This window comes from Microlunatus elymi (assembly GCF_007362775.1).
GTDB lineage: Bacteria > Actinomycetota > Actinomycetes > Propionibacteriales > Propionibacteriaceae > Microlunatus > Microlunatus elymi.
In genome coordinates this window covers 1178372-1192848 of record NZ_CP041692.1, presented here as the reverse complement: position 1 = coordinate 1192848, position 14477 = coordinate 1178372, and the positions used below count along the sequence as shown (strand labels likewise).

The window sequence follows — 14477 nt, the reverse complement described above, 5'->3', positions numbered from 1 at the left end:
CGGCAGTTCACATGGCGTCCTTGATGCCGGAGCGGATGAGCCAGACGTTGGCCGGCCAGGCGGTGAAGAACCCGATCACCATGCCGATCTGCATCAAGAACCAGAACACCGGAGACGACGGTTCAAGGTGCGGGTCGGGGAAGAAGACGTAATACATCAACGCCATCCAGCCGAACAGACCGACCTCGAACGCGGTCAGCGACAACACGTCGGCCTTCGCGGCCTCCCGCAGCCCCTTCCCCAGGCCGAGGCCGCGCATCGGCGCGATCGCGAAGTACTGAAAAACGATCCCCAACGCCACCGCCGCCAGGTAGTCGCCGACGAACATCGCAAACAGCGCCCGCCCGGCGATCGTCGCGCCAATCGCGAAGATGACGAACTCGGCGATGATGTCACCCAGGGTGCAGCCGGCACCGCAATGACTCACCCCCACCGCCACCGCGGCCCAGTGCGGCTTGTCCGGCGCTTCCCTGCGGTCATGATCGGTCTGCCAACGGCGCGTCATCGGCCGTCCGAACCGCCGATAGCCCCAGACAGCGACGGGCCCAAAGTAGAGCCCGGTGATCGGCCAGACCGCTTCCATGATCGGCATCAGCTGCCGATACCGTCGGACGAACACGTCGACCACGATCCACGCTGCCGAGACGAATCCCATCCCCAACCCGCACCAGGACAGGACGACCAGCCAGTCGGGTGCCATCCGAACAACCTCCATCCGTCGGTTCCGGCACGGTGTTCCTACCCGCTCGCCGCCCGCCGTACGCTGCACAACGCCAACAAGCTCCACGAACGCCAGCAACACGTCAGTCGTCGCCGCGTTCCAGTGCCGCTCGGCGCGAGTGGGCCCGGCGTTCGGCCCGGTTCACCCGGTCGCGCAGGTCACGGAGCTCGTCCGGCACATGGTTGTCGACGCTGGAGGGCGTATTCGGCGGTGGCGCCTTTCCCGTCTGCGAGACCCCTTCGGGCCCGAGCCGATGGCGGGGTCGACGCCAGGGCGAAGGCCCACTACGTTGTTGAGAATGGTCGACCAGGACGTGAAGCAGACGCTGCTCGATCTTGAGCGGCAGGGATGGGACTCGTTGTGCGACAGCACTGGGGACGTGTTCTACGGCAACTTGATGACCGAGGACGCATTGATGGTGCTGGCCAACGGTGCTGTGATGGATCGGCCGACGGTGGTCGCCGCCCTGCGCCAGTCGCCCGCCTGGCGTGCCTATGAGATCACTGACGTACAGACGATCGGTACAGGGCCGGACAGCGCCGGGCTGGTGTACGTCGGTACGGGCTATCGGGAAGCCGCCGAGCCCGAGTTCGTCGGGCTGATGTCGAGCGTGTACGTGCGACGCGACGGCCGCTGGCGGCTTGCCCTCTACCAGCAGACCCCGAAGGTCGGCGCAACCAGCTGACCAGACAGTCGTCAGGTATGGAAGGCGCGCGCAGCATCAGCGCAGCAAGCCTCTGGGATCCGGCATGGCGCCTTTCCGGATCGGCATGGGTCAGCCCGCAGTTGGCCGCCAGGGCCAGGTCGAGGTCGTTTCGGGTGAGATCGGTTCTGAGGTCGCCGGCCGCGTGGGCTCGTCCGACGAGGTCGACAAATGCTCGTTCGGCACTGGCGCGGTCACTGCCGAAGTCGAGTCGACCGGGGTGCTCGGACAGGAACGCGCGAGCGAGTCCGCAGTTGTTGACGTCCATGAGACAGAGCGTCGTGACCACCGTACTGAACCCACGCCAGCGGTCAGGATCGGCGTCCATCACCTTGGCCACGGAGGCCTGCACCTGACTACGAAAGACCGCGACCAGACATATCCACCACCGCGTATTCCGGCGCGAACCGGTCACGTTCATCAACGTCTTCGAGATTGGCGAGGACGAGATCGACACGTTCATCACCAAGTGGAAAGAACGCTCCCGGTTCACCACCAGTGCCGACGGCTTCATCTCGGCCGAGCTGTTCCGGTCGATCGACGCCGACACCCACTTCAAACTCATCAACGTCACGAAATGGGCCGGGCGAGCCCACTTCGAGGCGGCAACTCACGCCGCCGAGTTCCGCGCCGAACTCGACGACTACCAGACCGACGACTCCTGCACCTGGACACCGAGCCGCGGCTTCTACCACACCGCCGCCCGATTCGACTGACCCTCAGCGGACAGCAGCGCCCACATCGACAGGGGTGCGGCACCGCGGGCCGGAGCGTTACTGAAGCGCCACGGCTCTCGGGCCGGTCAGTTATGGGTGGGCCGGCTCCCTGGGGCTACATCACCCCGGCCGAGTACGAACAAGCCCACTACGATCACCTAATCAACCTGCTCCAACCGGAGCCGGCCCACCCATAACCGACCGGCCCGAAAGCCGTGGCGCTTCAATCCGGTTGCCGACGAGGTGGTGGAGCCAGCCGGCGGCCATCTGGGATCGGCCGGCATTGTGGACGCAGACGAACAACACGGCGGGCTTGGCTGTGTTCATATGGTCTCCGCGGACGCGGATTCGGCTTGCGGGACGCGGTAGCGTCCCCGGATTGCTAGGGCGAGGTAGACGAGTCCGACGAGGACGGGGACCTCGATTAGGGGTCCGACGACGCCGGCGAGGGCCTGCCCGGAGGTAGTCCCGAAGGTTGCGATGGCGACAGCGATGGCGAGTTCGAAGTTGTTACCGGCTGCGGTGAACGCCAGGGTTGCGGTCCGTTCGTACGGCAGCCCGATCGCTCGGCCGAGGACGAACCCGCCGCCCCACATGAGGCCGAAGTAGGCCAGCAGCGGCAGCGCGACGCGGGCCACGTCGAGCGGGCGAGACGTGATCTCGTGGCCTTGGAGGGCGAACAGGATCACGATGGTGAACAGCAGTCCGTACAGCGCCCAGGGCCCGAGCCGGGGCAGGAATCGCTGTTCGTACCAAGCACGGCCCTTGACCCGCTCACCGAGGCGGCGTGTGAGGAACCCGGCAGCGAGCGGGATGCCGAGGAAGACCAGGACCGAGGCGGCGATCTGCCACGGCGAGACGTCCAGGTGCTGCTGGGGCAAGCCGAGCCAGCCGGGTAGCACCGACAGGTAGAACCAGCCGAGCACGGCGAACATGACCACCTGGAACACCGAGTTGATCGCCACCAGCACGGCGGCCGCCTCACGGTCGCCGCAGGCCAGGTCGTTCCAGATAATCACCATCGCGATGCACCGAGCAAGACCGACGATGATCAGCCCGGTGCGGTACTCGGGCAGGTCGGGCAACAGCAACCAGGCCAAGGCAAACATCAGTGCCGGGCCGACCACCCAGTTCAGCACCAGCGAGGTCACGAGCATCCGCCGGTCGCCGGTGACGGTGTCCAGCCGGTCGTAGCGGACCTTGGCCAGGACCGGATACATCATGACCAACAGCCCGAACGCGATCGGCAGCGAGACCCCATGCACATCAACGGCGCTCATCGCCGTGCCGAGCCCGGGGATCGTCCGGCCGAGCAGTAGCCCGGCCACCATTGCAGCGCCGATCCATACCGGCAGGAACCGGTCGAGCGGCGACAACTTGGTCAGCAGCGGCGCATCGGTCTGGCCGATGCTGCGGTGGAGGTCGGTCCGTTCCACTGCCTCAGGCTCCCGCGACGGGTTTGACCGCGCGGATCAGCGCGGAGTGCATACCCGGCGTGGCCTGGTGAGTGAAGCTGACCTCGGTGTCGGTGAACCCGACCGCAGCGAGACCGCCGAAGTATTCCGACCGGGACAGGGCACCGGCGATGCAGCCGACGTAGGAGCCACGTTCAGCGCGGTCGGCAGGAGTGAGCTGGTCCTCGGCGACGACGTCGGAGATGCCGATCCGGCCTCCCGGAACGAGCACCCTGAACATCTCGGCCAGCACAGCCGGCTTATCAGTGGACAGATTGATGACACAGTTGGAGATCACCACATCAACCGACGCGTCAGGCAGCGGAACGTTCTCGATGGTGCCCTTGAGGAATTCCACGTTGGTCGCGCCGGCCTTGGCCTTGTTCGCCTCGGCCAGCTGCAGCATTTCGTCGGTCATGTCGACGCCGTAGACGTAGCCGGTTGGCCCGACCCGCCGCGCCGAGAGCAGCACGTCGATGCCACCGCCGGATCCCAGGTCGAGCACCCGCTCACCCTCGTGCAGTTCGGCGACCATCATCGGATTGCCGCAGCCCAGCGACGCTGCCACCGCGGCGACGGGCAACTCACCCTGCTCGGCCGCCGAATACAACGCGGCGCCGAACGCCTCATCGACCTCACCGGTGCCGCCGCAGCAGGAGGCGCTCTCGGTCGACCCGCAGCAGGGTTGATCGGCATCCACCACGGCCAGCGCTCCGCGGCCACCTTGACTAACGGCGGTCGCCGCGGCCGCATAGCGGGCCCGGACCTGCTCGCGGGTGTCGCTGGTCTGATCGGTCATGAGTCTTCCTCCTATTGAAGAACGTCGATGCGAAAATCATGCCGTACGTATCGACGAACGTCAATGTGTCGATTAAGGTTACGACATGAGCACCCGAACTGAGCTGCCGACCACCCCGGTCGGGATCGCAGCTTGCTGCTCCCCCCTGACCGGCGGCGCCCTCGACCCGGACTCTGCCCAACAGCTGGCTCGACTGTTCAAAGCCCTCGGTGACCCGACCCGTGTCCGGCTGATCTCCCTGATCGCCGCAGCCCAGGATGCTGAAGCCTGCATCTGCGACCTGACCGATCCGGTCGGCCTGAGCCAACCCACCGTCTCCCACCACATGAAACTACTGGCCGAAGCAGGACTCGTCACCCGCGAACAACGCGGCAAATGGGCCTACTACCGGCTGGCCGAGAACACCTTCAACACACTGCGCCAGGCCCTCAACCTCGACCGATGATCGCCAGCACGACCAAGCGGAGTCACTCTTGCGCCCGGTTGAGGATCCGCGTTCGGAGACGGTCGCGGTCGGACCCTGGCGGACGAGGCAACCGGCCTGTCACTTCTCTGCGTAGAGGTCACCGATCATCGCGCCGTAGCCGGCGGCCAGTACATGGGGGTCTGTCAAGTTTTCGGTGTAACTGATTTTTGATCTTGTTAGTTGCGTCCGGCGGATAGGCGTCCGTCGAAGGTGATGTCGAAGGCGTTGAGTGCTGCCTTCCATCGGTTGGTCCAGCGTTTGCGTCCTCGGCCGGTCGGATCGAGACTCATGATCGCCAGGTACAGGCACTTCAGCGCTGCCTGCTCGGTGGGGAAATGACCGCGGGCATTGACCGCTCGCCGGAGTCGGGCGTTGATCGACTCGATCGCATTCGTCGTGCAGATCACGGTGCGGATTTCGCGGTCGAACTGCAGGAATGGGACGAACTCTGCCCAAGCGTTGGTCCACAGCCGGATGATCGCCGGGTAACGCTTCTCCCACTTGGAGCTGAAGTCGGCGAACCGGTCCAGCGCTTCGGCCTCGGAGGCGGCGGTATACACCGGTTTCAGGTCCTTGGCGACCGACCCCCAGTCCTTCTTCGAGGCGTATTTGAACGAGTTCCGCAGCAGATGCACGATGCAGGTCTGCACGATCGTCTTGTCCCACACCGCCGACACCGCGTCAGGGAGTCCGGTCAGCCCGTCGCAGACCAGCATGCACACATCGTTGGTGCCACGATTCTTGATCTCGGTCAGCACTCGCAGCCAGTACTTGGCACCTTCCCCGTCGCCGTGCTCACCGGCCCACAGGCCGAGCACGTCACGCTCACCGTCGGCGGTGACACCCAGGGCCAGGTAGATCGGCCGGTTGCAGACCTCACCCTCCCGGATCTTGACCTGGATCGCGTCGATGAACAGCACCGCATACACCGGGTCCAACGGACGAGACTGCCAGGCGGCCAGCCCCTCCATCACCCGGTCGGTGATCGTCGAGATCGTCTGTTTCGACACCTCCGCCCCATACACCTCGGCGAGGTGCGCCGAAATCTCCCCGGTCGTGAGTCCCTTCGCCGACAGCGAGATCACTAGGTCCTCCACCCCAGACAGTCGCCGCTGCCGCTTCGCCACGATCGTCGGCTCGAAACTGCCGTCCCGGTCCCGCGGCACCGAAACATCAACCGGCCCGGCTTCGGTCAACAGCGTCTTGGCCCGGTAGCCGTTGCGGGAGTTACCGCCGTCCCGGCCGACCGGATCATGCTTGGCATACCCCAGGTGATCATCCATCTCACCCTCCAGGGCGCCCTCGACGATCATCTTCGTCAGCCGGCCCAGCAAGCCGCCCTGACCGGTCAGCTGCAACCCGTTGGCCCGGGCCCGATCGGTCAGCTCGCGCACCAGCTGCTGATCGCTGGCCGACAGCTCCTGCCCGTCAGCAGCAGCCACATCCCTACTCGTCACGTCAGTCACAGGTGTCTCCTTCGTCTCAGGAGTTACACCGTTAAAATTACAGTCCCGTACATGGGCGTTCCTGATCGGGAGCCACCAGCAGGTCCAAGTGATCAGTTCGTTTCCATGCTCGGGGTCGGGCTCTCCGGCTGTCCAGCGTTTGGTGACGTCGTTGGGGCCAACCTCGAGGAGGAAGAAGTGTCGCGTCGAGATTTCGAGTCGTGTTGGTGAGATGTCGTACCGGGCGGTGCCGAGTGATCTGATCACGGTGCCCTCGAGCCCGGTTTCTTCGCGTAGTTCGCGGACCGCGGCGTCACGGGGATCTTCTCCCGGTCGGATGGTGCCCGCTGGGACCTGGACCGGTCACCTCGAGCGGTGCCTGGTCGTGGGTGAAGACGAGAAGGTGATCCTCGTTGAGGACGTAGCAAACGACCTTGTTCGTCTTGTTCTTCACGCCGCAATCGTGGCACGGCGACACATCGGTCGCCTGGGTGTCCGGTGGTCGATCCGCTATCGAGGCAGAACTTGCTCATGGTGTGACTGGCATGAGCCCGTCCCGCAAACGGAACGTCATTCGAGACACGGGTCCGAGCCGTTTATGCGGCCGACTCGGTCGCAGGGCTGCCCGCGACGTCGCTGACGCTGGCCGGGCGATTTTGGGTGCCGACGGTCGACCGCGCGGGTTGGGCGTGGACGCTCCGTCCGATGATGACGAGTAACAGGATGAAGGCGATGGTGAGCAGGATGTGGCCGATGCCGGCTGGCCCGGCCAGTGCGGGCCCGTTGGTGAGTCCTTGGACGGTGCGAGTGCCGATGATGGTCATCATCGTCGCGGTGAGCACGAGGCCGATGTTGTAGATCCAGAAGAAGGCGGCGAAGAGCCGGCGCTGGTCACTGAGGTGCAGTGCGCGGTCGAGTGCGAGGATCAGCAGCAGGACGATGGTGCCGAGGGTGAGTAGGTGGGTGTGGACGACGGCGAGTTCGGTGTGGCCGGTGAAGTCGTGGGCCTTGGTGAGTTCGCGGAAGTACAGGCCGCCGGCGAGGCCGAGGATGGTGTAGATGGCGGCTGCCCAGAAGAGACGCTTCATGCCGGGTTCTCCTTGCTCTGATTGTCGGTTCGAACTTGTTTGCGGAGCTGGGTGGCACCGATCAGGCCGAGGAGGAGGAAGCCAGCGCCGGCGAGCAGGGTGGTGCGGGTGCCGTGGGCGAACCCATGGCTGAGTGCATCGACGGTGGCGGCGGTGTTCGAGCCAAGGCTGTTGCTGTGGCGGAGTTTGCCGATGTTGGCGCCACCGGATTCACTGGTCGCGGTGGATAGTTGCTGCACCGTGTGCGGGTTGGTGCCGGAAACGTGCTCGAGTTGGCTGGTGGTGGCCGAGGCGACACTGAGCGCGAGGATGGTGCCGAGGATCGCGGTACCGAGCGCTGCGCCGACCTGGCGGACGGTGCTCTGGGTCGCGGAGCCTTGACCGGACTGCTGCGCGGGAACGTCGGCGAGCACGGTGCTGGTGAGTTGGGCGGACGCGAGGCCGAGCCCGAGCCCGTAGATGACCAGGAGTCCGGCGAGCAGCCAGGGTGAGTTGTGCGCGGTGCCGAACAGTGCGGTTGCGACGACGCCGACGCATTCGAGCCCGAGTCCGACGACGACTACACCGGCGGCGCCGATGGGTTCGGCGAGATGGCGGGCGGTGGCGCCGGCGATGAACGCTCCGGCGGCCATCGCGGCTAGGACGAGTCCGGTGGTCATGGTGGAGAAGTCGAGGGCGTTGACCATGAACAGCGGAAGCACGAACAGCAGCCCGAATTCGCCGATGGCGACCAGGAGTGCGGTCAGGTTGCCCCAGCTGAACGTTGGAATGCTGAACAGGCGTAGGTCGAGCAGGCCGGAGCGGCCGTTGCGCATCCGGTGCCGTTCCCAGAACACGAACAACACCAGCAACCCGACACCGAAGACGGCGATGACCGGGATGACCGAGACCGGCGCGGATTGCGGCCAGGTCAAGCCTCCGAGGTTGAGGTCTGTTTTGGGTTGCCACCAGCCGTAGGTTTGGCCCTCGATGAGGGCGAAGACGACGGCGGCGAAGCCGACGGCGCTGAGCAGGAATCCGTCGACGTCGAGTCCGGGCGCGGTGATCTTGGCCTGGGTTTCAGGGACGTAGATGATCGCGGCGACCGCGACGGCGGCGGCGATGGGCAGGTTGATCCAGAAGATCCACGGCCAGGTCAGGTAGGTGGTGATTGCACCGCCGGCCAGGGGTCCGATGGCGGCCATTCCGGAGATGACCGATCCCCAGACGGCGAAGGCGACGATCCGGTCTTTGCCGCGGAAGGTTGCGTTGACGGTGGACAGGGTGGCTGGCAGTACGGCGGAGGCGCCGATGCCTTGGATCAGCCGGGCGGTGATCAGGCTGCCGCCGCTGCCGGACAGGGAGGCGAGCACGCTGCCGGCGGCGAACAGGACGAGGCCGACGAGGAACAAGCGTCGGCGGCCGAGTCGGTCGCCGAGGCGTCCGGTGGTGAGCAGCAGGGCGGCGAAGACGACGGCGTAGCTGCCATTGATCCATTGCGCGTCGACCAGGTCCAGGTTCAGGTCGGTGATGATCACCGGGATCGCGACGTTGACGATCGTGCCGTCGATGATGATCAACGACAGCCCGGTCGCCAGGATGGCGAGGGCGATCCAGCGGCGGCGGCCCTGCGGGCTGGCGGTTTCGTCGGTCGGGGCCGGGGCCGGTGTTGGTGTGCTGTGTGGCTGGCTCATAAGAGGGTGTGCCTGCGTTCGGTTAGGTGATGATGCCGCGGCGTCGGGCTTCGACGATGGCGGCGGTTCGGTTGTCGACGTTGAGCTTGGTGAAGACCGGGACGAGGTGGGATTTCACGGTGGCTTCGGTGATGTGCAGCCGTTGTGCGATTGCCTGGTTGGACAGTCCGACGGCGACCATCCGGACGATCTCGGTTTCCCGCGGTGTGAGCGTGGCCGAGGTGGGTTGCCTGGCCCGGTTGAGGAGTCGGTCGGCGACGGTTGGGGCGAGGACGGTTTTCCCGGCGGCGCTGTCGTGGACGGCGCGGCGCAGGGTGTCGGGTTCGGCGTCTTTGAGGAGGTAGCCGGTAGCCCCGGCGGTGATCGCGGGCAGGATGTCAGCGTCCCGGTCGTACGTGGTCAAGACCAGCACTTTGGGCGGGTCGGGCAGCCGGAGGATTTGTGTGGTGGCTTCGGTTCCGTCGATGCCGGGCCCGAGTTGCAGGTCCATCAACACCAGGTCGGGTTGCAGGTCGCGGGCGAGCCGGACACCGTCTTCACCCGTGCTGGCTTCGCCGATCACGGTGATCTGTGGGTCGGCGATCAGCGCGGCCCTCAGGCCGCCGCGGACGACCGGGTGATCGTCCACGAGTAGCACTCGGATTTCACTCATCGGCGCTGCTCCTGTGAGGCACCGTGATGTTCAGAGCGGTACCCTGCCCGGGGTGAGAGTTGATGTCAACGGTGCCGTCGATCTCCGCGGTCCTCGCCCGGATGCCCTGCAAGCCGAGGCCGGTGCCGGTGCTCGTCCCGTACGGCTGATCGGGGTCGAACCCGATTCCGTCGTCGATCACGTCCAAGCTGATCGCCTCGGGCAGGAACGTCAGCGACACATCGACCCGGTGAGCCTGGGCGTGGCGGGCAGCGTTGGTCAATGCCTCCTGGGTGGCGCGGAGCAAGGCCACCGCTACGGGCGTGGGGACCGGCGTCGGGTCACCGTCGATGTGGACATGGGCCGGTAGCCCGGAGCGGGACACCGCCTTGCGAATCGCATCGGGCAGCGACGTTTGACCGAGTTCCGCCGGGGTCAGTGCCTGCACCATCCGCCGGGTCTGACTCAGCACGTCCTGGGCCGAGGAGACGGCCGTGTCGAGTCGGCGACGTAACCGCGGTTCGGTGAGCGCACCGTCATCCTGCAGGGTGCGCAGCACCAGCACGATGCTGGTCAGGCCCTGGGTGACGGTGTCGTGCAGCTCACGGGCCAGCCGTTCCCGCTCGGCCAGCACACCCGCGCGCCGTTGTGAGGTCGCCAGCTCGTCCCTGGTCGCGGTCAACTGGTCGATCAAGATCGCACGTTGCCGGGTCTGCTCGGTCAGGTCGCGGTAGACGATCGTGATTACCACCGCCACGGTGGCGCCGATCAGTGGGCCGACGATGACCGCGGCGTTGACCCCGCCCTGGGCGACGGCGGCCCGGACGATGGTGCCGACGGTGACGACGGCCACACCGGGGACAGCGGCCCGTAGCGGCAGCAGTTGGGCGTACAGCAGGAACAGCGGGAAGGCCAGCCAGACGAATCCGTCAGAACCGACCGCCAGACCGGCACAACCCAAGGTGAGGACCACCAGCCAGGCCGTGGCCAGTCGCCGATCCCGGCTGCGGCCGGCCACGACAATTCCGAGGGCGTACCAGGCGGCCACCAGCACCGCGCCGGCGACCAGCATCGGCCAGCCAGGGGTGTGGCGGGCGCTGACGACACCGAGGATCAGCAGGACGGCGAACAGGAGGTGTTCGCTGCGCCGTAGCAGGCCGAGGGCCGTCGGCCGCAGGGAGCTTGGACTCATGATCGTCACGCTAGGTGGTGGGAGCGGTCTAGCCTCGGTCATTGCAGTCATGCGGTTTCATGCCCTGGCCGGAACCTGGTCGCGGTCGGTCGCCTCGGCGTCACCGGCAGCCTCATCGGATCGGCGGATCCGGCCGGGCCACCAGAACCGATCGCCGACGAGGCTGATCACCGCCGGCACCACGATCGTGCGGACCAGCAGGGTGTCGATCAGGACACCGAGGCCGACGATCAGCCCGAGCTGGGCCAGGGTCGTCAACGGCAGCACCCCGAGCGCGGCGAACACTCCGGCCAGCACGATTCCGGCGCTGGTGATCACCGCGCCGGTATGCGCAACAGCCTCCACCACCGCGGCTCGCGTACCGGACTTCGCGGCTTCCTGCCGGACCCGGTGAGCCAGGAAGATCGTGTAGTCGATCCCCAAGGCGACCAGGAACAAGAACGCCACCAGCGGAACGTTCACATCCAAGGCCGGGAAACCGAACAAGGTCTTGCCGACCCAGGTACCCGCGCCGATCGCCGCCACCGCCGACGCAGTGTTGATCAACACCAACAACACCGGCGCGAGCAACGACCGCAACAACACCACCAGCAGCAGGAACACCACACCCAGGATCAGCGGCGCGACCGTCAACAGATCGTGTTTCGACGCGGCCCGGATATCGACGTCCTGGGCGTTCTGCCCACCGACCAACGCATCCGCACCCGGCACCGCATGCACCGCATCGCGAAGACCACGGACGGTCTGCAGACTCCCGTCGCTGCCCGGCGCAGCGGACTCGACCACGATGATCCTGACCAGCCCGTCACCCGACGTACCCGCCGGCCGGACCGCATCCACGCCGGGGACGTTGCGGGCCGCCTTCACGACCTGGTCGGTTGAGTCGGAATTGGCGATCACCGTCACCGGCGCGGTCTCGCCGGCCGGGAAGTGCCGGGAGACCGTCTGCAGGCCGGCTGCGGACTCCGACGGCACCCTGAACTGCTCCAACTGACTCAGCCCGACCCGGGTGCCGATCAGGCCACAGGCCAGCACCCCGAGCACCGCGACGGAGGCCAGCACCACTGGCAGCGGACGCCGCGTCACCCCGGTCGCGGCACGCCGCCACACGGTCCCGACCGGTCGCTGCTGGGGGCGGTCAGGTGCCGGTACGAACGGCCAGAACAGCCGCCGGCCGCACACCGCCAGCGCCGCAGGCAGCAGCACCAGGGCGAAGATCAACGCGATCGCCAGTCCGATCGCGGCGGCAACACCCAGACCCCGGGTGTTCGGCATCAACGTCAACAACAAGGTCAGCAGTGACAACACCACCGTCACATTGCTGGCCAGAATCGCCGGCACCGTCCCTCGCACCGCCGCAGCCAGCGCCGCCCGGTGTTCAGCCGTGCCGGTCACCTCCTCCCGGTAGCGGGAGATCAACAACAAGGCGTAATTCGTCCCCGCACCGAACACCAAGACACTGATGATTCCGACGTCGAACGGCAGCCCCGTCAACTCGCCGACCCAGGCCGTGACCTTTGCGGCGACCTCATCGGCCAGGCCGACGACAGCCAGCGGGACCAGCCACAAGATCGGCGACCGGTACGTCAACAGCAACAACACCGCGACAATGCCGACCGTGACCGCCAGCAGCGTGAAATTCGCCCCATCGAAAGCCGAGGCGATGTCGGCTCCAAAGGCCGGGCCGCCGGTGATCTGCACCACCAAACCCGCCGGCGCAGTCGAATGCGCAACATCCCGCAGCGAGCCGATTGTGTCGGCGATCTCGCTGTTGGGCCGATCAGCGTTGATCATCACGTTGACCACCGCCGCCTCACCATCGGACCACACGACCGGCTTGGTCGCGTTCCGGCCGACCTTGGCGCCCAGCGACTGCCCGACCTGCTTCGCCGCGGCCAAATTGGCCTTAGTGAGCGTGCCGCCGTCGGAGCGAGTGAACACCGCCATCACTGCTGCCAGCTCATGGTTGGGGAATCGCTTCTCCAGTTGGGCCACCTGGGCCGACTCCGACCCGGCCGGCAACGCCGAAACCGCGCTCGGCGCCTTCGCACCCTGCAACGTTCCGATCACTCCGAGTGCAATTGCCACCATCGCCGCCAGCACCAGCCAGGAGCGCCGCCGGCCGGTCACCAAAGTGGCCAGCCGTGCCGGGAATGACCCCATCCGAAACCCTCAATCCGCTCGATCCCAACAACCAAATCAAGGCTAGAAATCGGGCACCCGCGGGACATGAAGCAAAAGAATGGTTCTGAAGCCCAACGAAAGTTGCAGACCACCTGAGAATCAGGACGATCCGCCCGGTCAAGGGACCTTGCCGCGTGATCACCGGGTACCCCAGACTCGATTGAGGTGTGTTGCGGTCCACAGACGTCGAGTCAGACGTATTCGCCCACTTCTCGGGGCTGGTGATGGATGGCTACCGGTCCCTCCGGACTGGACAGACCGTGCGGTTCGAATGCGAATACTTTTCCAAGCGGCCGGGACGGGTACGTCTGCCGAGTAAGCAACGTGACGGTGATCGACTAACTCGATCACGGGCCGCCGCTCACCCTGGTCCGGCGAGGGATCCGCTGCGAACATCCACGGTTCGTGGGACGTGTCGGGGTCTGCGATGGTTGGCAACCGGTCGTGCTGGACAATGTGTTGAGTAACGGCAAGGCTTCCTTCCAGCGAGGCAGCGACTGTGGGGGTGAGGCCTTGGATTGTGTCGAGATGGCGACGGCGGAGCGGACAGAACTGGCCGATTTGCTGGCGACTCTGACGCCAGAGCAGTGGGAGGCGCCGTCCTTGTGTGAGGGCTGGCGGGTCCGAGATGTGGTCGCTCACGTGACCAGCTTCGACGGCGTCAGTCTGGTTGACATGTTGCGCCGCGTCATCCGCGGTCGGATCGTCCACGCCAACCAAGTGTTCGTTGATGAACTGGCACCGCTCAGTGCCCAACAGCTACTGGACAGGCTCCGGGCGCACCTTCGGCCAGAACGACTGGCCGCCAGCTTTGGGGGCAGACTCGCCCTGCTGGACGTCACCATCCATCACCAGGACATCCGCCGTCCGCTGGGCATGCCGCGCCAGATCCCGGCGGACCGGTTGCGGCAGGCGTTGGACGACTGCGTGTGCAGCCCGGAATTGCCGGCGTGGCACATTGTCCGCGGCGTGCGCCTGACGACGACGGACCTGGGTTGGACCCACGGTTCGGGACCGGAGGTTGCTGGACCGGCAGAAGCCATGTTGATGGCAATTGCCGGCCGAGCCAGCGCGGTTAGGGAGCTGACCGGTCCCGGCCAGCCGGTCGTGGCCGCGCGGATCGTCAACTGACTGAGTTCGGTGGCGAACTTGGCATCCCACAGGATCGCGCTTATCGCACGCTCGGGGCTCTCCTCAGGTTTCCTTGGGTGGCCGGGTGTGGGTAGATGCTCGGGATCTCTTGTGTGGTTGGGATTGCGGCGTGTCGAGGAGGAAAAGCGTGACGCGCACACGTTCGGGCCTCTAGGTTTCGGCGTTGCTGAGACAACCGAAATATCGAAAGGCGTCACGCGCGCGCGTCACAACTGCATTAAATCGCGTCCTGGCCGGGGCAGCGGTGTCGGGG

Annotated in this window: 14 protein-coding genes and 1 pseudogene; 5 read left to right on the top strand and 10 right to left on the bottom strand. The window is 66.1% G+C overall.

Going from position 1 to position 14477, the window contains the following annotated elements:
- Positions 1–7 precede the first annotated feature (7 nt).
- Entirely contained in the window at positions 8–700 is a 693-nt protein-coding gene (locus FOE78_RS05315) for a DUF4396 domain-containing protein (protein WP_143985380.1), read from the bottom strand.
- A 319-nt stretch (positions 701–1019) separates the two neighbouring features.
- Here FOE78_RS05315 and FOE78_RS05310 point away from each other — a divergent pair, with 319 nt between their 5' ends.
- Positions 1020–1406, top strand: a complete 387-nt coding sequence (locus tag FOE78_RS05310) for a nuclear transport factor 2 family protein (RefSeq protein WP_143985379.1) — start codon at positions 1020–1022, stop codon at positions 1404–1406.
- Between the two features lie 398 nt (positions 1407–1804).
- Entirely contained in the window at positions 1805–2140 is a 336-nt protein-coding gene (locus FOE78_RS24720; protein WP_143988568.1) for an antibiotic biosynthesis monooxygenase family protein, read from the top strand.
- Between the two features lie 323 nt (positions 2141–2463).
- Here the strand turns inward: FOE78_RS24720 and arsB are convergent, their stop codons facing one another.
- Both arsB and arsM read right to left on the bottom strand, forming a co-directional pair.
- Entirely contained in the window at positions 2464–3576 is a 1113-nt protein-coding gene (gene arsB / locus FOE78_RS05295; RefSeq protein ID WP_228266055.1) for an ACR3 family arsenite efflux transporter, read from the bottom strand.
- A 4-nt stretch (positions 3577–3580) separates the two neighbouring features.
- A complete protein-coding gene (arsM, locus tag FOE78_RS05290; protein ID WP_143985378.1) occupies positions 3581–4393 on the bottom strand; it encodes an arsenite methyltransferase in 813 nt (270 codons plus the stop codon).
- A gap of 85 nt (positions 4394–4478) precedes the next feature.
- Here arsM and FOE78_RS05285 point away from each other — a divergent pair, with 85 nt between their 5' ends.
- Positions 4479–4838 carry an ArsR/SmtB family transcription factor gene (locus tag FOE78_RS05285; protein ID WP_143985377.1) on the top strand — a complete coding sequence of 120 codons (360 nt, stop codon included), beginning with the start codon at positions 4479–4481 and terminating at the stop codon, positions 4836–4838.
- 197 nt (positions 4839–5035) lie between these two features.
- Here the strand turns inward: FOE78_RS05285 and FOE78_RS05280 are convergent, their stop codons facing one another.
- The 7 genes and pseudogenes from FOE78_RS05280 to FOE78_RS05250 all read right to left on the bottom strand — a co-directional run bounded on the left by FOE78_RS05280 (position 5036) and on the right by FOE78_RS05250 (position 13051).
- Positions 5036–6277 (bottom strand): IS256 family transposase, encoded by a 1242-nt coding sequence (locus FOE78_RS05280; protein ID WP_168207653.1) that lies wholly within the window; start codon positions 6275–6277, stop codon positions 5036–5038.
- Positions 6278–6439: 162 nt separating this feature from the next.
- Positions 6440–6643: pseudogene (locus FOE78_RS24715) on the bottom strand (NUDIX domain-containing protein); the annotation flags it as partial.
- A gap of 257 nt (positions 6644–6900) precedes the next feature.
- A complete protein-coding gene (locus FOE78_RS05270; RefSeq protein WP_143985376.1) occupies positions 6901–7392 on the bottom strand; it encodes a DUF2871 domain-containing protein in 492 nt (163 codons plus the stop codon).
- Positions 7389–9065, bottom strand: a complete 1677-nt coding sequence (locus tag FOE78_RS05265; RefSeq protein ID WP_143985375.1) for an MFS transporter — start codon at positions 9063–9065, stop codon at positions 7389–7391. The genes FOE78_RS05270 and FOE78_RS05265 overlap by 4 nt, the downstream gene beginning before the upstream one ends.
- A 22-nt stretch (positions 9066–9087) precedes the next feature.
- On the bottom strand, positions 9088–9717 hold the full coding sequence (locus FOE78_RS05260; RefSeq protein ID WP_143985374.1) for a response regulator: 630 nt from the start codon (positions 9715–9717) through the stop codon (positions 9088–9090).
- Positions 9710–10888 (bottom strand): sensor histidine kinase, encoded by a 1179-nt coding sequence (locus FOE78_RS05255; RefSeq protein ID WP_143985373.1) that lies wholly within the window; start codon positions 10886–10888, stop codon positions 9710–9712. Before FOE78_RS05255 ends, FOE78_RS05260 begins: the two co-directional genes overlap by 8 nt.
- Before the next feature lie 57 nt (positions 10889–10945).
- On the bottom strand, positions 10946–13051 hold the full coding sequence (locus tag FOE78_RS05250) for an MMPL family transporter (RefSeq protein ID WP_143985372.1): 2106 nt from the start codon (positions 13049–13051) through the stop codon (positions 10946–10948).
- A 245-nt stretch (positions 13052–13296) separates the two neighbouring features.
- Between FOE78_RS05250 and FOE78_RS24710 the strand changes: the two genes are divergently transcribed.
- Together FOE78_RS24710 and FOE78_RS05240 are read left to right on the top strand one after the other, a co-directional pair.
- Positions 13297–13539 carry a hypothetical protein gene (locus tag FOE78_RS24710; protein WP_407662612.1) on the top strand — a complete coding sequence of 81 codons (243 nt, stop codon included), beginning with the start codon at positions 13297–13299 and terminating at the stop codon, positions 13537–13539.
- A gap of 61 nt (positions 13540–13600) precedes the next feature.
- Entirely contained in the window at positions 13601–14203 is a 603-nt protein-coding gene (locus FOE78_RS05240) for a maleylpyruvate isomerase family mycothiol-dependent enzyme (protein WP_210414824.1), read from the top strand.
- Positions 14204–14477 lie beyond the last annotated feature (274 nt).